Origin of the sequence: Oceanipulchritudo coccoides (assembly GCF_010500615.1) — a bacterium.
GTDB lineage: Bacteria > Verrucomicrobiota > Verrucomicrobiia > Opitutales > Oceanipulchritudinaceae > Oceanipulchritudo > Oceanipulchritudo coccoides.
The window spans coordinates 1,402,254-1,426,074 of record NZ_JAAGNX010000001.1; the positions used below are offsets into that span (position 1 = coordinate 1,402,254).

At 50.1% G+C, this 23,821-nt stretch carries 12 protein-coding genes; 11 read left to right on the forward strand and 1 reads right to left on the reverse strand.

The window, feature by feature from the left end; genetic code table 11:
- The first annotated feature begins 25 nt into the window (after nt 1-25).
- From G0Q06_RS05390 to G0Q06_RS05425, 8 genes are all read left to right on the forward strand, one after another.
- On the forward strand, nt 26-4,696 hold the full coding sequence (locus G0Q06_RS05390) for a sulfatase-like hydrolase/transferase (RefSeq protein WP_163963196.1): 4,671 nt from the start codon (nt 26-28) through the stop codon (nt 4,694-4,696).
- A 35-nt stretch (nt 4,697-4,731) separates the two neighbouring features.
- Complete coding sequence (locus G0Q06_RS05395) at nt 4,732-5,778, forward strand: LacI family DNA-binding transcriptional regulator (RefSeq protein ID WP_163963198.1); 1,047 nt, start codon at nt 4,732-4,734, stop codon at nt 5,776-5,778.
- Nucleotides 5,779-5,814: 36 nt separating this feature from the next.
- Nucleotides 5,815-7,428 carry a glycoside hydrolase family 43 protein gene (locus G0Q06_RS05400; protein ID WP_163963200.1) on the forward strand — a complete coding sequence of 538 codons (1,614 nt, stop codon included), beginning with the start codon at nt 5,815-5,817 and terminating at the stop codon, nt 7,426-7,428.
- A gap of 33 nt (nt 7,429-7,461) precedes the next feature.
- Nucleotides 7,462-10,428: a TonB-dependent receptor plug domain-containing protein gene (locus G0Q06_RS05405; protein ID WP_163963201.1), complete on the forward strand. Its 2,967-nt coding sequence runs from the start codon at nt 7,462-7,464 to the stop codon at nt 10,426-10,428.
- Between the two features lie 88 nt (nt 10,429-10,516).
- The gene (locus G0Q06_RS05410) at nt 10,517-12,139 is read left to right on the forward strand and encodes a sulfatase (protein WP_163963203.1); all 1,623 of its coding nucleotides are present in this window, start codon (nt 10,517-10,519) and stop codon (nt 12,137-12,139) included.
- 12 nt (nt 12,140-12,151) lie between these two features.
- Nucleotides 12,152-13,510, forward strand: coding sequence for a glycoside-pentoside-hexuronide (GPH):cation symporter (locus tag G0Q06_RS05415; protein ID WP_163963205.1), 1,359 nt, complete (start codon nt 12,152-12,154; stop codon nt 13,508-13,510).
- Nucleotides 13,511-13,551: 41 nt separating this feature from the next.
- The gene (locus G0Q06_RS05420) at nt 13,552-17,409 is read left to right on the forward strand and encodes an endo-1,4-beta-xylanase (protein ID WP_163963207.1); all 3,858 of its coding nucleotides are present in this window, start codon (nt 13,552-13,554) and stop codon (nt 17,407-17,409) included.
- A 48-nt stretch (nt 17,410-17,457) separates the two neighbouring features.
- Nucleotides 17,458-19,176, forward strand: a complete 1,719-nt coding sequence (locus G0Q06_RS05425) for a sulfatase-like hydrolase/transferase (RefSeq protein WP_238710271.1) — start codon at nt 17,458-17,460, stop codon at nt 19,174-19,176.
- Between the two features lie 30 nt (nt 19,177-19,206).
- On the opposite strand, the gene G0Q06_RS05430 is transcribed toward G0Q06_RS05425, so the two are convergent.
- Nucleotides 19,207-20,361, reverse strand: coding sequence for a substrate-binding domain-containing protein (locus G0Q06_RS05430; protein WP_163963208.1), 1,155 nt, complete (start codon nt 20,359-20,361; stop codon nt 19,207-19,209).
- Nucleotides 20,362-20,554: 193 nt separating this feature from the next.
- Between G0Q06_RS05430 and G0Q06_RS05435 the strand changes: the two genes are divergently transcribed.
- From G0Q06_RS05435 to G0Q06_RS05445, 3 genes are all read left to right on the forward strand, one after another.
- A complete protein-coding gene (locus G0Q06_RS05435; RefSeq protein ID WP_163963210.1) occupies nt 20,555-21,439 on the forward strand; it encodes a hypothetical protein in 885 nt (294 codons plus the stop codon).
- Between the two features lie 102 nt (nt 21,440-21,541).
- On the forward strand, nt 21,542-22,390 hold the full coding sequence (locus G0Q06_RS05440) for an alpha/beta hydrolase (protein ID WP_238710273.1): 849 nt from the start codon (nt 21,542-21,544) through the stop codon (nt 22,388-22,390).
- A gap of 66 nt (nt 22,391-22,456) precedes the next feature.
- Nucleotides 22,457-23,785, forward strand: a complete 1,329-nt coding sequence (locus G0Q06_RS05445; protein ID WP_163963212.1) for an endo-1,4-beta-xylanase — start codon at nt 22,457-22,459, stop codon at nt 23,783-23,785.
- Nucleotides 23,786-23,821 lie beyond the last annotated feature (36 nt).

Here is a 23,821-nt window from a genome sequence, read left to right on the forward strand (position 1 = left end):
CCCCAAGCCCTCCACGAGAGTCATTATGCCACGTATAAAATTTGTCCTGAATCGATTTTTGAACCAATGGAAATGGATCTGCCTTGCGGTGCTGTTTTCTGGTCTTACCCATTCCTCAGCGAACCTTCTGGTCAATCCCAGTTTTGAGTCGCCTGTTTCTCCAGGTGATGGAAATGGTTGGGACCGAAGGGGTCCAACGACCATTACGCTCACGCAGGTCAGCAATCCGGTTGTTCAAGGAGCCTCTGCCTTGGAAGTTGACGGACGAACCTCAGCTGTTTGGAACGGCATACGCCAAGACCTGACAAGTATCCTGACACCAGGAAGACTTTACCGCATCAAGGGCCATGTTCGCATGGCTCAGGGTGAGGCTCCTGATACCATTCGGATTAAGTTGCTGACTACAACGGGTGGAGTTGAGAAATTACTGGTGGAATTATCCGCGGTTACTGACTCCGAATATGTGGAATTCAGTGCAGATTTTGAGTTTGCGGAAGAAGATACCTACCTCTCGGTCAACGGACCGGCTGTTAATGCGGCCTTTCTACTGGATTACTTCACTCTGACCGAGCTTCCCAATATTCTCGTTAACCCTGGATTTGAGGATACGATTAATCCCACCGACGGAAGCGGTTGGGACAGGAGAGGTGATGCAACTTTGTCTCAGCCAGCAAGCCCAGTTGTTACAGGCGCAAGCTCTGTGTTGGTCGAATCCAGAACCCAAACTTGGAACGGAATCCAACAGGATCTGCTGGGAATCTTACTCCCAAGTACAACCTATCGAATAACCGGGCACGTGAGACTTGCTACAGGAGAAACAGATACCAACATACAGATTCAATTACTCAAGAATGATGGTTCTGGAAACACTTTCACCCAGCTCACGACTGTTGCCTCAACCGATTCCGAGTATCGTGATTTTTCAGCTGAGTTCTCCTTTACAGAGACAAGCCTTACGGATCTCAAGTTGGCCATTAATTCCCCCAGCGGCGGGTCACTCGCTTCCTTCTATCTGGACAGCTTTAACCTTATCGAACCCAATCCAGTTGTACCGTTAGATTCACTTGCACCGGATACCTTTGTCTTCCGATCAAGTGGCAGTTCAGCGGGCTCGGGAGCTTGGACGCTGGATGGCCCCGGATACATCGGCAGCTTCCTGAATAATCTCGGCTCTGAGGATTCAGAAGTCACCCTGAGTCTGGATGTTACAGGCATTGATTACCTTGCGGTCTCACCCGTGCTTGAAGTATTCACTGGGGTCACCAGAGAGCAAAGGACCGTCTCTGGAGCTGCAACAGAGAATTACACTTTTACTCTGCCTCCAGGAGTCCACACCCTTCGTTTAAGCCTCATGAATCCAGAATTGGGACCGGCCCGTTCCATCACCCTGAATTCAATTACGGTATCTGGTATTGATGTGGTTTTTGACAATGTTGAGAGCCACACCCTGCAAGCTGCGGAGAACAGTTTTGAGTACTACCGCAAGAACGCTTTTTCCCTGATACTGCATGATGCAGATGGACAGCGTCTCGTTCCGGGAACTCCGGTCACAATTACCCCCTTGGAAACCAGCCTTAATTTTGGCGTGGGTGTGAAGGGCTGGAACAGTAGTGCCGGGCAGGCCGCCAAACGCGATTGGGTAGATCCAACACATCCCGATTATGCAGACCTGCAACCCATCCGGGATTTTCTTGCCCAAAATTTCAACACCATCGTGACAAACAATGCAGGCAAGTGGGCGCCAGTTGAAAATGTCCGGGATCTGCTCGATTACGACGTACTTGACCTGATCCAAGGCTTTGCATCCACAAACAACTTGAGACTGCGCATGCACGCGCTCGCCTGGGCTAAATCCGGGGGGAACCCGGGGTGGGCTGTTGATTTGATGGATGAAGGCATTGGCGGGAATGTTGCCTCAGCAAACGCTCTTCGTAGCGAAATTTCCGAGCGCATCACCGACTACATTACCGGTCGCGCGACTGATTGGATAGAAATGGATGGCATCAACGAGGGTTGGCACGTTGATGGCCTGCTTCAACTTTATGGCTACGCTGGTGTGGCCGATATTTATGAGGAAGCCTATGATGAGTTGCGACTAATCGGCTCAACCACGCCCATATATTTCAATGAGTACGGAACTTTCAGTTCCACTGCGAACGACTACGCCAGTTGGTTTGTCGATCATATCCAGAATGTTTTGGCGAACATTCCGGAGAGCAAGCGATTGGACGGTTTTGGGATTGGACATCAATCGTATGTCTCCAACAAACCGGGCCAGAATTCCTTTCTCGATCCAATAGTGTATTACAAGGTCCTTCAAAACACGGCCTCAATGGGCCTTCCCCTTTCAATCACTGAATTTGGAGTCAAGCAGGAGCCCGCTCCAGTCCCGACATATATGGAAAGCGCGGAACTCTTGCGACAGGCAATGACCATCGCTCTCGGGAATGACCGCGTGAATTCCTTCCTTGTCTGGAATTTCCTTGAAGGAGAAATGTTCACAAATGCAACAGCGGCCCCAATGTTGCTGGATGACGGAAATTTCAATTACACTTTGACAGATTTTGGACGGGCCTGGCAGCACATGACCGGCAGAGTCGATCATAGCAGCCTTTTTCCCGGTTACCCGGTCTTTATGGAAACGCTGGAAGAAACCGTCGGGGCCGATGGCATGGTTCAGGTGAGGGGAATTCCCGGTAAGTATCGAATTTCCGGTGACAACTTCCAATATGATGTCGATCTTGACCAGGCAGGGGAGTTTGTTGTCAACGGACCGCCCGTACGCAATGTTCTGATGATCATTGTTGACGACTTGAAGCCGACCATTGGTGCCTTTGGAGACCCGATTGCCGTGACACCCCGGATGGACCAATTGGCTGACCAAGGGGTGATCTTTTCCAACGCACATTGCCAGATGGCTATATGTGGACCCTCAAGGGCATCGGTTCTGACGGGATTACGCCCGGACTCAACAGGTGTCTTTGACTTGAACACTCTGGTCCGCGACGTGAACCCGGAAATCGTTACTTTGCCGCAACATTTTTCCGACCACGGCTACACAACCCATGGCATTTCCAAAATCTTCCATGGAACAAATTCTGCCGGACAGGATGTTGCGCTGTCATGGAATGATGGTTGGGAAGCTCATGGAGTGACCAAGAAATTTTATGAACCCGGAAAATCTGAATTTGAGGATGCATTGAGGTCGAGCGGCAACGGTTCGGTTGCGGGGAGGGTTTCTTCGACCGACCGGGGAATTGTCAGCGCAGACACTGATTATGGTGACGGGATGGCTGCCCAGAAGGGCGTGGATAAAATTGCTGAATACGCTCCGGAATTCATCAATAATGGAACGCCTTTCTTCCTGACGGTTGGTTTCCAGAAACCACACCTGCCCTTTAATGCCCCGGATCAATATTGGGCACTTTATGACGGGGTAGACTTTGGTATGGGTTCCTACAACGCTCTCTTTGATTATCCGGTCGGCGCACCCACCTACGCCCGTCCGTTCAGTGGAGAACCCGGATCATATGAAGTGCAGGGTCAAATCCCAGATGAAACATACGGCGCAGGATGGCCTGCAGGTGATGAGGGAGTAGTATTAGCCCCGGATGCCTCGGAAGCTACACGACTGGTGCACGGCTACTACGCTTGTGCCAGTTTCATTGATGCACAAATTGGAAGACTCCTGGATGAGCTGGAGGCCCAAGGGATTGCTGATGACACCATTGTCGTGCTTTGGAGTGACCACGGTTTTCACCTTGGGGATCACGGTGCCTTCTGGGCCAAGCACAGTAACTATGAGCAATCCACCCGCAGCGTCCTGATGGTGAAAGCGCCTGGGGTAACTGAGGCGGGTGGGGTTGTCACTTCGCCTGTCGAACTGGTCGATATCTTCCCCACACTCTGTCAGTTAACTGGACTTGCTTATCCTGTTCAACCGAATGTCGGACCACTCGAAGGGAATGGGCTTGAGCCAGTTTTGCGTGACAGCAATCGACCCTGGCGCAAGGCGGCTTTCAGCCAGTATCACCGGAATCCCGGTTCGCTCTACATGGGTTATTCCATGAGGACTGACCAGTACCGGCTGACCTCGTGGTTCCCTCGTGGTTCCCTCATTGACGCGAGTACCACAGGGTCTACTCCAGTAGATGAGGAGTTCTATGATTATGGCAACGCCCCGGACGAGCCAGTCAACTTGATTGGCGATTCAGCTTATGCTCTGCAAGTCGCTGCTTTCAGGCCAGTCATGGAGGGTGCCCGGTGGGAGGATTCCATCATTGCCCAGTATGTCGGTGATCCAGTTCAAGTTACTCCGATCGCAAATTGGAAATCTGTCTATTTTCCATTGGGAACAGAGTCGGCCCTATTGGCGGACAATTTGGATTATGACGGAGATGGTCTACCAACATCCGTTGAATACTTCCTCGGCTTGTCTCCAGTGGTATGGGATGACAAACCTTTATCGTTTGGGGCGAGCAATGGAGGCGGCTCTCTGGAAATTACACTTGGTTATCCATCTCCAGTGATTCGGCCAGACTATACAGGCTACCCTGAGAAGAGTTTTGATTTGTCGACCTGGTCCACAAGCGGATTAACCATAAACAACAATACTGAAACCGGACGGACGGATGCCACGCTTAACACCACGGAAGCCAAGGGGTTTATCCGGTTGAATGTTCAGGCGAATCCTTGAGCTCTGGTTCTGGCCTGTAGTACAACTTAAACATCATGAGAAAATCCAATTCAAAAAGGACGACCATCAAGGATGTGGCTGAAGCTGCGGGTGTGAGTACCGCGGCAGTTTCCCAAGCGCTGCGGCCCAAGGAAAACTCCAATATAAAGCTTCAGGAGACCAAGATCCAATTAATCCGGGAAACAGCAAAAAAACTCAATTACAGGCCACATACGGGCGCCCGCTCCATTCGCTCACAACGTTTTGGCTCAATTGGGTACTTTTCTTCCAAGTCACTTAACCTTGTCTACACTCCATACGGATATCAGCACGGTGTACATGATGCCCTGGAAGAGAGTGATTTCCGGCTCACCCTCATTCGCGTCTCTGCAGGGGTGGACCAGGCAAGCGAGGAAATCCCCAAGGCCTTTAGTGAATTTCACCTCGATGGCCTGATCGTTGAAAGCTATAGTGAGTTGGCGTCGAAACTCCACGACCTGTATGCCGACAGGGACTTTCCCTTTCTTTACCTGAATGATCGACACGAATTTGATTCAGTCTTTGTCGGGGAAATTGAAGCTTCAAAGGTTCTAACAAACCATGTTATCTCAAAGGGTTATAGAAAAATCGCTTTTGCCCACCGTTACATCAAGGGGGAACCGGTAATTGAGAAAATGCACCACAGCGCCCTCGATCGGGAAACTGGATACCGGCAGACCATGTCTGCAAATGGACTGAACCCGACAGTTGTTACGGTTGAATCACCTGCTGTGCTTGGAAGGGAAGTTAACCTGACTGATGAGCAGTGGGAACAGCTTAAAGAATTCGATGCGATTATCGCCTATGATGACGACTTTGCCAATTGTATTGCCCGCAAGTGCTATGATAAAGGCATTCGGATACCAGACGATATTGGTCTCGCAGGGTTTAATGGTGATTATGCTTCCCTTTCCTCTTGGCGCGCCTTGACCACAATGCAGATTCCCGCTTACGAAATGGGTCTGACGCTCGGTCGAATGGCCGTCAACCGGATCAAGGGGGATGCTGGTAAGCTACCAAGCGTAAGATTTGTTCCCTCGCTGATCCAGGGGAATACCATCTGATTTTTTTTACCAATTCATTAAAGGATTAATGTAGATATGATAGGGGCACAGAAAGGCACTGAAACAGGGACAATTCAAAATCCCATCCTGCGGGGATTTAATCCGGACCCATCGATTCTCAGGGTAGGAAAAGACTACTACATCGCGACTTCAACTTTCGAATGGTTTCCGGGAGTACAGATCCATCACTCCCGTGATCTGGCCAACTGGAGGCTGATAACCCGTCCTCTCACGCGCAGAAGCCAACTGGACATGTTGGGCAATCCTGATTCGGGCGGGGTTTGGGCTCCTTGTTTGAGCCATTGCGATGGAAAATTCCATTTGATTTATTCGAATGTGAGGAGATGGAAAGAAGATCCCTATAAGGTGGTCGACAATTTCCTGGTCACGGCACCGGCTATTGATGGGCCCTGGTCAGAACCAATCTACCTGAATTCCACCGGGTTTGACCCCTCACTTTTTCATGATGAGGACGGCCGCAAGTGGTTGGTAAGCATGGAGTGGGATCACCGGAAGGGTCGGGATCGTTTCAGTGGCATTCTTTTGCAGGAATTTTCGCCCGCTGAGAAGAAGCTGATTGGCCCTGTCCAAAAAATCTTCAAGGGCACGGAAATTGGCCTCGTGGAAGGTCCGCATTTGTATCGACTCAATGGTTACTATTACCTTTTGACAGCTGAAGGAGGAACGCAGTACCAACATGCTGTGAGCCTTTGTCGTTCGCGACAGATTGAAGGCCCCTACGAAATTCACCCGGAAAACCCATTATTGACTTCCTACGGAAAGCCGGAACTGAACCTCCAGAAAGCGGGGCACGGATCCCTTGTCGAAACTCCGGAAGGCGAGTGGTACCTGGCTCATTTGTGTGGTCGTCCAGTCGACGGGCGACATTGCATCCTGGGCCGGGAGACAGCCCTGCAAAAGTGCAACTGGAAGGATGATGGCTGGATTTATCTTGAGAGCGGCGGATCTTCTCCACAAGTGGAAGTGACGGGGCCTTTGAATCTGGATCATTCAGATGGGACTGAAGATGTTTGGGATGGCGAATTTTCTCCCAGCGCGCTTGATATCCATTTTCAATCCCTTCGCCAGCCTATCACCGAGGACTGGTGCAGCCTTACGGAGCGTCCCGGGTGGCTAAGGCTGAAGGGGTTTGAACCGACCACGAGCCAGTTTCGCCAAAGTCTGATCGCCCGGCGGGTACAGGCCTTTACTATTGAGGCCTCCACCGAAGTTGACTTCAAGCCGGAAGGATTCAACCAAATGGCAGGGCTTATCGCCTATTATGATACAGAGAACCACTATTACCTTCGATTAAGCCATGACGAAAAAGTCGGCCGCTCATTAAACATCATTCAGACTGTTGCCGGACCAAGTGGTGAAATTCTTTCCGAAGATGTGCCGGTTCCATCGGACGGATCTGTCCACCTAAGGGTTCGAATCGAGCAAACTGAACTCCAATTTTATTTTTCCCTCGACGGGGAAAGCTGGACACCCATTGGACCGGTCCTTGAGAGCACAATCTTATCCGATGACTTTAATCACTTGGGCTTTACAGGAGCGTTTGTGGGTATGTGTGCCCAAGACTTTGTACGGTCAGGCAATCCAGCCGATTTCAAGTATTTCAAGTACCAAGAACTTTCACTGCCGTAATTACCCAATTACCAAACTCCAATACTAAAACATATGAAAACCAAATACCTCATAACAGGATTGTTCGCTTCCTCTGCGTTTGTTCTTTTCGGTCAGGACGAAAAAGCAGAAGCCGATGATGTTTTTAATTTATCTCCATTCGTCGTCGATGCCTCAAAGGATACCGGTTACCTCGCTTCACAAACGCTGGCTGGCACACGCCTTGCCACCGACCTGAAGGATGCCCCGTCACCCGTCACTGTCCTTACGATGGAATTCCTGGAGGATATTGATGCCACCGATATAAACGACGCCTTGTCCTTTGTTCCTGCCGTGGATGATGATCCGCGGCCTTACAACTCCCTGAACAACAATCCGGTTTCATCACGGATCAGGGGGTTCCAGCAGACAAATACAAACGTGAACTTTTTCCCCACGCGGACCACGACGGACCGCTATAATATTGATCGCATTGAGATTAATCGCGGCCCCAACGCGATTCTCTTCGGAATCGGCAATCCTGGCGGCACCTATGTCGCGACAACGAAAAACGCTGAGTTGAGGAAGAATTTTGGGTGGGTGGAAAACCGGGTGGATACCCTCGACAGCTGGCGCTTTGCCGGGGATTGGAATCAGGTTGTCATCGAAGACCGTCTGGCAATCCGTATTGCCGGAATGACAGAAGACAGAAAGGGCTTTATCGAACCCATGTCCGACCGGGACAAGCGGTTCTACATCGCCCTTAACGCCAAGATAGCTGATACCAAAAATTATGACCTGAGCGTTCGCTATCAGTTTGAAGATGTTTCTCAGGTCACGACTACACGGGCATGGAATTTGCCATGGGACAACATCACAGCCTGGCAGGATGCGGGTTCGCCAACATATGATTCCCCAGACCAGGTTCCTGCCGCATTAAGATGGCCTGCCGGGATGACCCGAATTCCCAATGCTTTCACGATAGCGCCCGTAATTAGCGGCTCTGAAGTGAATGTTCCCACTTTCACATATGGTAACAGGCCCGCCAGCATGCAATCTCGCTCCGACAACAATCAGCGCTATCGAATCGGCACTCCCTTAAGCAGAGCAACCATCCCCGGCACGGATATACCTATTCCGACTGATTTATCCTATCAAGGTGCCGCTTGGGGATATACGCTGGACTCTGATTCCCATGCTGTCTTTGTCGAGCAGACCTTCTTCGATAAACTCTTCACGGAAATTGCCTGGTATCAACAAAGTGTCGACCGTGACTGGAACCGAAGCAACGGTGGGCAAGACCTGTATGTCGATGTCTTGGAGTTTCTACCCAATGGGGACTCCAATCCAAATGTCGGCAAGGTCTTTACACAGGGAACCCCGCGGGTCCAGCAACAGTATCGTGAGATTGAAGTCGGAAGACTGACTGTCGGATATGAATTGGATCTTCGCGATACGGCTGACTGGTTGGGTCGCCATCGCTTTGGTGTTCTTTTGGAAAGTTCGCGTGACCTTCTGGGGCTCAATGACCTTCTTGAAGTCAATCTTCTGACTGACCGTCCTGGGGCATTTCAAAGTGATTTGACCAATTTCGGCAATCGCACCGTCCGCAGGAGTTATCTTTTCACCGGGTATGGCAATGTCTGGCAGGGGATGGCGAATCCAGGCAGGGATGCCTATTCCTCAATCAGCGGTCTTGTTGATCCTTCCAGCGTGCAGAGTGAAGCGGGGGATCGGTTTGCAACTGAACTCGCCAATTTCCGGGTGAGCCGTGGGGAGACGGAAACCGACTCATGGGTCTTCTCCATGCAGAGCTTCTTCCCAGCGCCTGGATTTGGTAACATCAGGGAACGCCTTGTCCCATTCTGGGGTCTTCGGAAAGACGACCAAGTATCGACCCAGTTGATACAATCAGAAATGAATGCCTCTAAAGTCCGTGGTGTTTTTCCGGACTGGAGGACACTACCATATGAGAGAGCATCAACATTCGATGACACAACTTTGACATGGGGTGTCGTTTATCGGATCACACCTTTCATTGATTTATTCTACAATGAATCAGAGGTCCTGTCTCCAGGAAGCAGCCGACAGGATGTATTTGGTGAAACGATATCCTCGTCAACGGGCGAGGGTTGGGATGCCGGCGTTCGCTTTGAACTCCTTGATGGCAAATTAGTTGGAAGCTTTTCAGTCTTTGAATCCACCCAATTGAATATTCCCTTGTTCAATATTATTGGTGGGAATGTTGGAGCCCAGTTTCCTGATCCCACAAACAACCTTCTGGACGCACTCATTGAAGTCCAGGAAGGGACCGATCAACCCGCTGGATTTCCTGACTTGAATTACGGAGCCGCACAGGTGGAAATAGCTGACCCGATCGATACCTTTGATAACGAGGCGGAAGGAATGGATTGGGAAATCACATATAATCCCAAGCCAAACTGGCGTATTTCCTTCCGGGGACAAAAAATGGAGAACAAGGAATCGAACGTTCTGAACAGAAGCTTCCGGCATTTCCAGGAATTTCTTCTCCCGATTGAGGCTGCCTTCATTTCAACTGGTTTGGATGATTGGGACATTCCTGACTACGACCGGACAATTTCGGAGTTCTTCGCTGATACAAGGCAGGAAATTGCCAATGACAAGTTCTCAAGGGAAGGAACGCTGGCAATCCGTTCGAGCAAATGGCGCTACACACTGGTGACCAATTACAGTTTCCGAAAAGGGCCATTGAAGGGGATTTCCATTGGTGGAAATTTGCGTTACTCAAGCAAGAAGGCCATCCAGGCTATCATTGACCCCCAGACCGGCTTTACCGGAGCTTACGTTTATGATGACCCCAACTATATCCTTGGAATGAATCTCGGATATTGGAAAAAGTTTTCCAATGGAGTCATCATGAATATCCGCCTGAACATTAGCAATGTCCTCGATAACGATGATTTCTCAGTGCAGTCGGCCAATTCGATAACAGGAGAAATCTATGCTCTACGACCCGTTGAAGGCCGTGAAGCTTCCCTGACCACCTCCTTCAGGTTTTAATCGGACAATCAAACATGAAGCTAAACTCCCGGATTCCATTACATTCGATGGGTCCGGCCGGTTATGAACCTGTCCGCGACTGTTTCGTATGAAAATCAGCACGTCAGCATTGGTCTTTGTTTTCATTCTATTCCTGTCCACACAAGTGGCGGCGGGGAAGAAGGGAGGGGATGTTCCAAATGTCATTTTTATCATCTGCGATGACCTGAATGATTCCGTTGAGGGATTTGGCGGGCACCCACAGGCAATCACGCCAAACATGGACCGTTTGGCTAGAAAAGGGGTGAAGTTCGTTAACGCCCAGTGTAATGTTCCGATCTGCGGGCCTTCAAGGGCCAGTCTCTGGAGTGGTCTTTATCCACACACGACAGGAAATTTTGGCTACAAGCAGCAACAGAACCCATGGCGGAAAAACCCCGTCATGAAGGAGACTGTCACGCTGTTTGAGCACCTCACTAACGAGGGATACAAAGTCTTCGCGAGTGGTAAAATTCATCACAACGGCCACGAGGACTGGGATATTTTCAAGGACCTTGATGGGAATACCGGCTTTAAGGTTGAGCCCAGCATGGGGCCCTATCCAGCGGGTGATAAACATGAGTATCCCGGCCGGGGGAACACCCATCCCGACATGCCTTCGGGAATGAAAGGGGTGGGGTGGGACTCTGGTTTCGGAGCCATCCGGGATATATCCGCTGAATACGGTGGTACCGGTTACTGGAAATATAAATTCAGTTGGGAAGACGAGTACCGGTACGAAGGTCCGGATGACCGGGATTTAATGCCCGATGAACGCTGTGCGGATTATGCCATCGAGCTCTTGCAGCAAAAGCACGACAAACCGTTCATGCTGGCAATCGGATTTAACCGGCCGCATTCCCCGAGGCATGTTCCAGAAAACTACTTTGATCTGTACCCATTGGATGAGCTTCAATTGACCCCGATGCTTAAGGATGATTTGGAGGATTGTGCCCCGACATTCAGCACGAAGAAGGATATTGGAACGGAGGGCTACGGTTTTGAAAAATTCAGCCATGTCATTAACAATGGGGGTCTGGAAAACCTGAAAGCATGGACACAGGCATACCTGGCCTGCGTCACTTTTGTTGATGACCAATTGGGTCGCGTGCTCGACGCATTGGACGAGAGTGCGTATGCGGATAACACCATCGTCATATTCACAAGCGACCACGGATACCACATGGGAGAGAAATCGCATTTGTTCAAAAACTCTGTTTGGGAAGAGAGTACCCGTGTTCCGATGGTAATTGCTGGTCCCGATATTGCTGTTGATGCCGTTTGCACAGCGCCGGTATCTTTGATAGACCTTTATCCGACACTGGTTGATTATGGGCAGTTGGATCAGGAACCGAACGCAAGGAAGAATGGAAAGTCTCTCGATGGATTCACCATGAGGGGGTTGCTGGAAAATCCCTCTGCAAATAAATGGGAGGGTCCACCGATAGCCATAACCGCATTGTCCTCAAATAAGCCACTTGAGATCAACGAACCGGGGGCGCCGGAGGACCAGCACTATTCGATCCGCAGCGAGCGCTATCGCTATGTCCTGACAAGGAACGGTGAAGAGGAACTGTACGATCATCTGACTGACCCCAACGAATGGTACAACCTCGCTAGCCGCCCGCAATACGCGCCAGTGGTTCAAACCCTTCGCAAGGAATTTTTTCAAGTAATCAATACCACCCGCTAACCAGAAACTTACATGAGCACTTCACTACCTCCACTTTCAAAATCCCGCATCTTTGGATACTCACTCGGGGACTTGGGGATCAACCTCAATTTCCAGATGATCGGTTTCTATCTGGCTTATTTCTACACCGATGTCTTTGGAATCTCTCCCGGGCATGTAGCGGGGCTTTTCCTGGTGGCGCGAATATGGGATGCGGTTAATGACCCGATCATGGGGTATATCGCTGACCATACCAAATCCCGGTGGGGACGGTTTCGCCCGTACCTGCTTTTCATGGCCATTCCGTTGAATCTAATGTTGGTCGCCTGTTTCTTTACGCCAGAGATTTCCGTGGAGGCAAAAGTGGTCTATGCTTATGTTACTTATCTCCTTCATGGAATGGTCTTCACGGCGCTTGGGCTGCCATACTCCTCGATCGCCGCGGTAATGACACAAGACCAGCAGGAGCGGTCCGTCATTGCCTCCTTTCGGATGTTTTTTGCGGTGATCATCGGCATGAGTATCATCGCGGTCGGGGTCCGCCCCATGGTTGCCGCTTTTTCAAGCGAACAAACCGGCTTCTCTTTGGTGTCCATTATCTTTGCCATTGCCTCGACCCTCCTGATTTGGCTCGCATTCCGATTCTCCCAAGAGCGGGTTGAAGTGCCAAAAGAACGCTATCACCTCAAGGACATCATCACCATTATCCGGAAGAACGACGCCTTGCTCATTTTAGGCCTGGCCATGATCCTGAACACCGGTGTCTGGGTCATTGGAAATGCAGTAGCTCTGTACTTTTTCAAATACATACTAGGTGATGCCGGCCTTCAGCCGATCTTTTTCTTCGTCATGATTCCCTTCAACCTGCTGGGAGTTATCCTTGCCCCGATGCTCACCAAATGGATCGGGAAACGACAGGCGTTTATTTTGGGAAGCTTCGTCGTAGCCGTCTTCGCCCTTGGTCGTTACTTTGTTCCGGATTCAATGATTTGGTTGCTGTTTGTCGTATCGGCATTGGGGACTGTCGGGCAAATGGCCTGTTCGGTCACCCAGTGGGGGATGGTCCCGGACACGGTGGAGTATGGTCACTGGAAAACGGGTTTCCGCTCCGAGGGAATACCCATCGCCTTCTTCTCTTTTTCGCAAAAAGTTGGTATGGCTTTGGCAGGTGCTTTCGCGGCCTATGTTCTTTCCCTGACCGGATACGTTGCCAATACCGAACTAACGGCGCAGGCGGCGGAAGGCATCCGTTGGCTATTCAATATATTTCCTGGACTGTGTTCAGTTTTGTGCCTCTTGAGCTTGCTTTTTTATAAGCTGACTGGTGAGCGATACGAACAAATCCTGATCGATCTCCAGAACAACCGGTTCCATCCAAGTGTCGGAAAGTGAACAACCGGACCGAATTTGAATCTATATAACTAGCAGGATTTATGAAACTACTTCCCCTGACCTTATTATTAATCTCCTCTTTCGCCGCCATTTCCGGTTTTGCGGGGGAACGACCAAACATTCTGTTCATTGCAGTTGATGACTTACGCTTGCAATCGACTGTCTATGGACAGAACCAGATGAAGACGCCCGGACTGAGCCGCCTTGCGGATGAATCGGTCGTATTCTCGCGCGCGTATTGCAGCGTCCCCGTCTGTGGGGCATCAAGAGCCAGCTTGATGACAGGCGTTCGCCCGACTGCAGATCGGTTTTTCAATTACTATACGCGCAAGGATAGGGATTTACCCGAAGTACCGAGCGTCGCCAAATGGTTCAAGGACCATGGGTACACGACAATCTCCAATGGGAAAATCTATCACCATACGGATGACGACCTTGTCGCATGGTCTGAGCGTCCATGGGGCCCGCCGAGCAAAGGGATTGGATGGCAGGGCTACCTCACGGAAGAATCCAAGACAATGATCCTTGCCAACCAAACTGCTGAAAACCCGAACCAGATCATTGGTCCCGCCACGGAGAATGCGGATGTCGATGACAACATGTACCCAGACGGAATGTTGGCCGACAAGGCAATCGAGGATCTAAAGCGTTTTGCAAAATCTGGTGAGCCGTTTTTTCTTGGAGTAGGATTCTGGAAACCACATCTGCCCTTCAATGCACCGAAGAAGTATTGGGATTTATACAATCCCGAGGATATTGAACTCGCCGATAATCCCTACCAACCCAAGGACTCACCTGATGCGGCAATGCATCGCTTTGGTGAGCTTCGTGACATGTATGGCGATATCCCGCAGGACGGTCCGATTTCTGATGAGTTGGCCCGCCGACTTATTCACGGATACTTTGCAGCTGTTTCATACTCTGATGCCCAAATCAACAAGCTGCTTGATACGCTTGAAGAGACCGGCCTGGCGGAAAACACGATTGTTGTCCTCTGGGGAGATCACGGCTATCATCTGGGTGAACACGGTCTCTGGTGCAAACATGCCAATTTTGACCGCACGATGAACGCTCCGCTGATTGTCAAGGCGCCGGGTATCAAAGGCGGCGTTAAAACTTCCGCCATTACCGAGTTTATTGATATCTATCCGACCTTGTGCGAATTGGCGGATCTGCCCATTCCGGGACATCTGGATGGAAAGAGCTTTGTTTCCGAACTCAGGGAACCGGACAACCAATTCAAGGAGTATGCTTACAGCCGGTACCATTGGGGTGAATCCATTATTAGTGATCAACACATCTATACTGAGTGGATCAACCAATCCGGTGAACTTTATGGACGAATGTTGTACGACCATGAAAACGATCCTGCCGAAAACTTGAATGTTTCTGAATCGCCGGAATATGCCGGTGTAGTGGAGGCAATGAAGAGCCAATTGGAGGATGTACGCCAGTCCATCGCAAAAAAGGATTTCAACGTATCGGGTTCCATTAAGAAAACCTATGCGGATTACTTCCCAGTCGGAACAGCGATCAGTTATCGCGAAGTAATGGAAGCTGATCCTGAGAGACTTTCATTGATCAAAAATAACTTTTCCATCCTGACAGCGGAAAATTGCTTCAAATGGGACGCCATCCATCCGGAAGAGGACCGGTATGATTTTGTTCAGGCTGATAAAGTGGCTGAATTTGCGCGCGCAAACGGGTACAAGCTCTGGGGACACGTCCTCGTCTGGCATCACCAGACTCCCGAATGGATATTCAAGGATGGCGACTCCACAGCCTCCCGGGAATTGGTACTGAAGCGAATGCGGGAGCATATCCACACCGTGATGAATCGCTACAAGGATGTAATTTATGGTTGGGATGTCGTGAACGAGGCTATTTCTGATGAGGAGGATGTTTTCCTTTATCCATCAAAGTGGCTGGAGATTGTTGGAGAAGACTTCATTGAGAAGGCCTTTCTGTACGCAATGGAAGCAGGAACAGGCGCCTTGCTGAGCTACAACGATTATTCATTGCCTGATCCACCAAAGCGGAAAAAACTTGTCCGCTTGATTTCGGGTCTTCTGGAAAAGGGTATTCAGGTAGATACAGTCGGCTTCCAGTCGCATTACAACCTGTACTATCCAGAGCTTGAAGAATTGGCGAAGAGCATTAAGGCCGTCAGTAATATGGGCTTGAAGGTATCGGTCTCCGAAATCGACATGAGTGTATTCGACATGGGGGACAAGTCCGACCGCTATTCCGGGGGATTGCCAGGAGAGCTCGAAATCTACCAGGGGATTAAATATGCCAACTTAATGAGTCTCTACCAGGAATATGCGGGTGATTTAGAACGCGTGACTTTTTGGGGGATTTACGATGCCGACAATTGGAGAAATTACTGGCCAGTCGATCGCAGGACTGACTACGCAGGCTTAATAAACAGGGAAGGGCGGGCCAAATCAGCTTACTCAGCGGTCATCAACCCTTCGGCCTACTTGGAGGAGCATTCCGCCATTGAGGAACCTGTATCACCCCACTTGCTGGAAGAGCAAGCGTCAACGAATGTCATCCGCCCGGATCTATTCTTTTATCTGGCTGATGATCAGAATTACTGGGATTACGGTTTCGCGGGTAATGACAAAGTCAGTACACCGAATGTGGACAAGCTGGTTAACGAGAGCCTTCTGTTTACGCGGGCATACACCAGCATGGCCATCTGTTCACCGAGTCGAAACAGCCTGTATACCGGACTCTACCCACTCAGGAACGGTTGCTACATGAATCACATTCGCTCGCGGAATGACATCCGCAGCGTTGCCCAGTATCTCAAGGACCTTGGATACACGGTGATTCTGGCTGGGAAAAGCCATGTCAATCCGAATTCAGTATTTGACTGGTCGCATCATTGGCCGACTGTCCCCGTCAGGGGAGAAAAGGGTGGACGATTACCATTGGAAAAGGTTGAGGAGTTTCTTCGAACAAAGGAAGGTCCAGCCTGTGTTTTCTTCGCCTCTGAGTTTCCCCATGGCCCATATCCGGACATGCCAGCCCTTGATGAGTCAGAATTCAGTCCGAAGCCATATCAATCCAACAACTTCAGAGCCCGTAAACGGACTGCCGGTTACTATGAAAACATCCGGAAAGATGACCAGCAGCTTGGCCAGCTTGTGGAAATGCTCAAGGGAACGGGCAATTGGGAGAACGATGTTTTCTTTTACGCCTCTGATCATGGAATAGATGGAAAGTACACAACTTTTGACCGTGGCCTTCGCGTTCCCTTGATAATGAGATGGAAAGGCCAGGCATCACCAGGGGGCGAGATCGACGCCCTCGTTCATTTCGTGGATATTGTTCCCACAATGGTAGAGATTGCAGGCGGGGAGGCAAATGAGAGCCTCGACGGAACAAGTATTTTGCCCTTGGTGAAAGGGGATGCGGATGCAATCCATGAAGCGGTCTACGGACTTCAGACCTACCAGAATATTCAGGATACACGGGTTTTTCCGGGCCGCAGTATTACAACTGGCAGATATAAGTTATCCATTAATTTCAACGCCGTTGAGGCCCTTGAGAAAAACTATGGTGACAATACCGTCGTCAATGAATTTCTCCAACTGGGTGCGCAAAAGGACCACTGGCGGCGGTTTATTGAGCTGTACGATCTTTCAGCCGATCCCTTCGAGCAAGACAACCTCGGTAAAAAGCCTGAATTCAAGGAACTCAGGCAACAGTTGATGGTTCAGTTATTGCAATGGATGGGGGAGCAGGGCGATTTCATCGAACTTGGCAAGCCCCTTCCCTTGCTGAAACCCACCCTTCACCCATTGGACAAGACAACCCGGTTCAAGAATGTCCCGGGTCATCTTGAAGGAAGGTTGAAACCATCCGACTACATGCAGGACCATTATTGATCCAGCAGTTTCACATTTTCCGACTTTAATATCTCAAAAAACCAAGCCATGCACTTATCTAAAATTTCATTCCCATTTTTTGCTGGAGCACTGATGCTGTTGCATGTCGGACTCTGCGCTGAAACATCTGAACATCCAAATATTCTGTTCATCGCAGTCGATGATCTCCGTCCTGAACTTGGAGCTTACGGAGTTGAGGAAGTCATCAGCCCGAACATTGACCGTCTGGCCAGCCAGGGAACCTTGTTTTCCCAAGCCTACTGTCAAGTGCCAGTCTGTGGAGCCTCCAGAGCCAGCCTGATGACAGGCCTTTATCCGACCCCGGATCGTTTTGTCACTTACCATTCAAGGGCTGACGAGGATGCTCCTGGCATTGTCGACCTTCCGGGTTGGCTCAAGAAGTATGGATACCAGACAATATCCCACGGGAAGATTTATCATAACCGGGATGATAACAAACCCTCATGGGACGAAATTGACCGTACGAAGAATTTCAGGGTATACCTGCTCCCCGAAAACGCCAACCTGCCCAATGGAAAGCAGCCGGCATACGAGTCAGCGGATGTCCCGGATAATGCGTATCCCACAGGACAAATGACGGTCAGGATTATCGATGACCTCCGACAGGCCAAAAAGGACGGAACTCCTTTTTTTATCGCGGCAGGATACACAAAGCCACATTTGCCCTTCAATGCACCCAAGAAGTATTGGGATCTCTATGATCACGAAAGCATTGAACTGGCTGATAATCCCTTCGCTCCAAAGGGAGCTCCACGGCAGGCAATCCATCAATGGCAGGAGCTGCGGAACGGGTATGGGGGAATTCCGAAGTCCGGTCCCTTGCCAGATGAATTGGCCCGGACCTTAATCCATGGCTATCGGGCAGCCGTCTCTTATACTGATGCGATGATTGGCCAGGTTCTGGCTGAACTGGACCGGCTCGAAATGAGAGAAAATACTATTGTGATTCTGTGGGGAGACCACGGTTGGCAATTGGGTGAGCATTCCCTCTGGTGCAAGCACGCCTTGTTTGATACCTCCCTGAATGCTCCGCTCATTATCAGCGCGCCCGGAATGAAAGAAGAACAGCGGACAAGCTCCCTTGTCGAATTTGTGGATATCTTCCCGACCCTTTGTGAACTTGCCGGACTGAAAATGCCGGGACACCTCCAAGGGACGAGCCTAGTGCCGCTCCTGAAAAATGATGAGCTTGTGCTGAAGAGAGCCGCTTTTTCCAGGTACCACGGTGGGGAGGCTGTCCGCACAGAAAGATTTCTTTACGCGGAATGGAGCGGAGGGGCCAGAATGCTGTATGACCAATCAATTGATCCGGACCAAAACATCAACGTGGCCGAGAATTCCGAATACAAGGAGGTAGTGGCCAAGTTGTCCGCAGTGCTCAAGGCTCACCGTACAGAGGTTAAAAACTCAGACCCACTTCTGGAAATCAGTGCGAAGGAGAAGGGCTCCGTCAATCAAGCACCAAAATGGAAGCGGGGCACTTTCAAGCTAAAGGATGCAACCGTTGGTGAGGATTATGTCTCCTATGTGAATTGGGCGGCTACCGATAAGGAAGAGGATGCCTTGGAGTATGCCTTGCTCTCCGGACCAGACTGGCTGTCGATGACAAACTCAAAATACGGCAAAGTGGAAGGGACTCCTTCGGCAGAAGATTTGGGCACAAATGAGTTTGTTGTCAGTGTCTCTGATGGTCAAAATTCGCCTGTGACGGCAAATCTCAAAATTGCCGTCATTCCAGCGAACTAAGCTCATCGTTCAAAATGAGAGGGTAGGGATTCATATCAAGTATTCTGCTCTCTTAAGCTGACGGTACTTTCCTGGAGTTGTCCCGTAGGCTGCCTTGAAATTATTTATCAGGGAATTCACCGAGTAGTAACCACAGTTTTCGGCTATTTCATCCAAGCTGGCATTGGTAGTGCCTAGTAAATGTGCAACAGCTTGAATCCGCTGCTGGCGAATTTCCTCGCCGGGTGAACGTGTATAACTTTTCGCAAAAGCTTTCTGTAATCCTTGCTGGCTAACGCCAACAGCATTTGCCACATCAATGGCTTGTATCCCCATGTAAAAGTTTTTATGAATCCAGTGCAGGGCCTTTGCTACAACCGCATTGTTAACCGCGTAACAATCGGTACTACCACGAGTGACAACACCTTTGGGAGGGTGCCGATGGACCAGGATGTCTTTCGGGCAATTCTCCCCTCTGAAAACAGATTGAAGAAGTTCCCCTGCTGCCATCCCAAGGCCTTCCTGGTCGCTGTCGATACTGCTGAGGCCAATTGTCAGACCGCTGTTGATCAGGTCGTCGTTATCAACACCCAGAACGGCAATATTCTCAGGAACTTTCAGCTCCTGCTGCAAGCACAGGGAAATCATCTCGGATGCCATGGTATCTTCGTAAGCAAAAAGCCCCACGGACGTTTCCTTTAGTCGCTTTCCCTCCCGTTCCACAACTTGACTTAATTTTTCAATGATATCGGGCTTAACTGTCCTTGAGGATCCCAGCATGGTGACTTTTCCTCCTTCACTCTCCATGAACTCCCTTAAGCCTTCAAAGCGCTCCCTGAACATGGTTTTTCCTCCATGATCAAAGGTGAAAACTTCCCTGTAGCCGTGATCCCGGAAATGTTCTGCCGCTAATCGACCGATTTGTCGGTTATCGGTCACGACTCGCGGAACCGGTCGCTTGTAACTGTGTAATCCGAGATCGACCAAGGGGATATTGTTCTTCCAAAAATAATCCAGAGTATCCCTGCATTCGAGGAGAGCAATGCACCCGTCACCCTGCCAGTCCTTCAAAAACCCTTCGTTGGCAACCATGTCCTTGGGGCAATTCAGCTGCCAGCCATATTTCCGCGCGATCATGGCAACACCACGATGAATCCGGTAGTCATACCATTCCAACAGGAGCAGGATATGTTTGGTTTTCAGCACGGCAGTCAGCCAGTTTCAAAATTTAGGATTTAGATGTCAATACTGTGTATTGTGATCTTCCGGATAAACAAGTAGAATCCGTATGTTCCCCATATGCAAAGTAGTTCCGAATGCCATTAGCGGCACTCGCCGGTATTGATCAAAATTTACCATTTTTCCCGACCAACAACTCCCATAACCCCAAAAACTAACAATGACTAAAACTACCATAGGATTACTGGCCTTAACCCTCGGGTTTTCAAGCCTCAGCGCACAACTTGTTCTCAGGGATTGGCAGTTCGCTGACGCCAACGGGACGAATTTAAACGTCGCGACCACGACAGGCGCAGAGAGCGGCAGTTGGAATTTCGGAGGTCCGCAAACGCAAAACGGGGCTTTGAACTTCGGCTACACATCATTTTTTAAATGGCAGGATGTTGATGATGCGGCGGGTTCAGGAGCTTTCCGGACATTTGCTTTCTCTAGCGCAATCACCAGTGCCAATTATTCCACTTACACCTTCGAAATTGATTTATCAAAGTGGGATCTTCGCCAAAACTGGGATCCCAGCAACGCTTCTGCAGCTGCCAAGGGCATCGGCTTCCGCATATTGGAGTCGACCGCTGGGGGTGCGGATAATGCGCAAATCGGGTTTGATACGCAGGGGACAAGTGGCTTTCGCGCTTTCAGTCAAGGCACTGGAACTGTATTTTCCCAAGTCAATGGGGGTGATTTTGATAATGCCGTAAATCGATTCGAAGCCAACGGCGGCATATTGAGGATTACAGGCGATTTGACCACTGGAGCATGGACCGCTTCAGCCAACGATGGTGACGGAGGCGCATTCAAGGTCATCACTTCAGGTAGCGGACTGACTGAGATTGCGGCGATTGGCGTGTTTGCTAAGAGTCCCACCATTGGTTCCTGGGGTGGTGCGGGAGCCGGGCAAACCACGGACCCAACGGTTGGCGGAACAGCAGGCGACTATGTTCTAATTGACAGTATGACTTTAACCGCTGTTCCCGAGCCGGCGACTTTCGCCCTTTGGGCAGCCTTTGCGACGCTCGGCCTTGTTATGTACCGCCGTCGGCGTCTATGATTTTCTAAGGGGTTTCGAGAAGGGTTATAAAGTAAAGCGCAACTTGAGAAGTTGCGCTTTATTTTTAGCGCAATACCATTCACTTTCCAAACTAGGTTCATTTTGAAAACAACTCGACACTATCTGTACATTTTATTCATCTGCGCCTTTTTTCAGGCATTTTCGCTTGAGAGCAAGGGTTTCACTGCCGATCAAGTCATCGAATACAAGAAGGTTGGAGAAACGAGCCTTAACCTGCATGTCTTTTATCCGCATGGGCACAGGAAGGGAGACAAGCGCCCGGCGATTGTATTCTTCTTTGGCGGTGGTTGGAATGGCGGTTCTCCCAGCCAGTTCTACGCGCATTGCCAGCACTTGGCCTCCAAGGGCATGGTCGCCATGTCTGCCGAGTACCGCGTAAAGTCCCGAGACAAGACAACCCCGCGCGAGTGCGTGAAGGATGGTAAATCTGCTGTCAGATGGATCCGGCAACAGGCAAAGGAACTCGGAATTGATCCTGATCGAATCGCCGCAGGGGGTGGATCAGCAGGGGGTCAAGTCGCCGCCGCTGCCGCCATGGCAAGCGGATTTGAGGAAGAGGGCGAAGATTCAGCTATCAGCGCCCGCCCAGATGCCTTGATTCTTTTCAATCCCGTCTTCGATAATGGCCCCAATGGCTACGGCTATTATCGGGTTAAGGAATACTGGAAAGAGTTTTCGCCCATTCACAATATAAGCGAAGCCACGCCACCGACTATCGTTTTTCTCGGCACCGCGGATAAGCTGATCCCGGTAAAAACAGCAAAGAAATACAAGCGCCTGATGGAAGAGAAGGGGCGGCGTTGCGATTTGCACCTTTATGAGGGCGAACCCCACGGCTTCTTCAATTATGGAAATCGAGACAACTACTTGAGAACCCTGACAGAGATGGATCGATTCCTTTCTTCTCTGGGATACCTGATTGAAGAATAATTTAAATCACTCATGAAAAGCCTCATTCAAATCCTAAGCCTGATAACTGGGCTCACAGTATCAGCTATGCCGATACATGAGGCATGGAATTTGAAGGAGGCAGAGCAGCGTATTGAGCAATATCGAAAAGGAACCTGTACACTCACCATCAGTCTCCCTGACGGATCATTCCTTCCTGAGGGTACTCCTGTCGGAATTGAGCAGACCCGGCATGCCTTCAACTTTGGAGGCTCACTGGCGCAAGTTCGATCCCTTCATGGCCAAGGGGTCCTTGAAGAGTACAAGGTGAACTTTGCCCGATTGTTCAACTATTCCACTATTGGCTTTTACTGGTCGCTGCATGAAAGGAGGCGAGGGGAGTGGAATCTTCAAGACTACACCCGTGATGCAATTGACTGGGCCCAGAGCAAAGGAATGACACTGAGAGGGCATCCTCTGATGTGGCATAACGCTATTCCCAAATGGATCAGCGACACAAATCGCCCCGTTTCTGAAATTGATAAAGACATCAAGGAGCACGTCCGTCGCCTGGTTAGATTGTATCCTGAAATACACCAGTGGGACCTGTATAATGAGGCACCTGGAATAAGACTTGTGGATCCGGACTGGGGTGCCCGAAGATGGGTTGAATCAACTGGCGGTGCAGGACCCATGACTGCACTTGTCGTGAAGGAAGTCCGCTCGGTGAAACCTGATGGTTATTTCATCCTGAATCACTTCAATGGGAATGATCCCGAGTATTGGGACCAAGTGGAATTCTGCCTCAGTAACGATGTTCCTTTTGATGCCATAGGCATTCAAACTCACATGCATTCGCGAGATTCCGTCCTCCAGGAGGAGGAGATGAATGAGATGTTAAAGCGTTTCTCCGTATTTGAAAAACCACTACATTTAAGTGAGATCAGCGTCCTTAGCTGTGAACCCTTCGAATCATACAAGGAGATCAAGGCCTACAAGGAGTCCATCAATCAGGCAAGGCGACAAGGCAAGGACCTGCCGTTCATCAATAGTAGCCCCGAATGGGAAAAGTATCAGGCTGATTACACGCGGGATTTTTACACATTGGCCTTCAGCTATCCCAAGGTCGAGGCAATCATCTGGTGGTCTGTTTCGGACAGGGCTGCCTGGCGCGGGGCTCCCGCTGGCTTGCTGGATCGGGATTGTCGGCCCAAACCTGTTTACCGCGTACTCGATAAGCTTATTAACCAGCAGTGGAAAACTCGTCTGAGAACCTCAACTGATGAGTCTGGTTCAATCGGGTTACGCGGTTTCTATGGCTCCTATAGATTGACAGTCAGTCTCGGGAAGAAGAGTTACGTCGGCAGTTTTGAGATTTCCCGGGATTCCGACAATACAGTCAACATCCACTTGACGAAGCTTATCCCTGAATCGTGAATCTTGTTTACGCTTTCCTGTGCTCCTAAGCAGGGG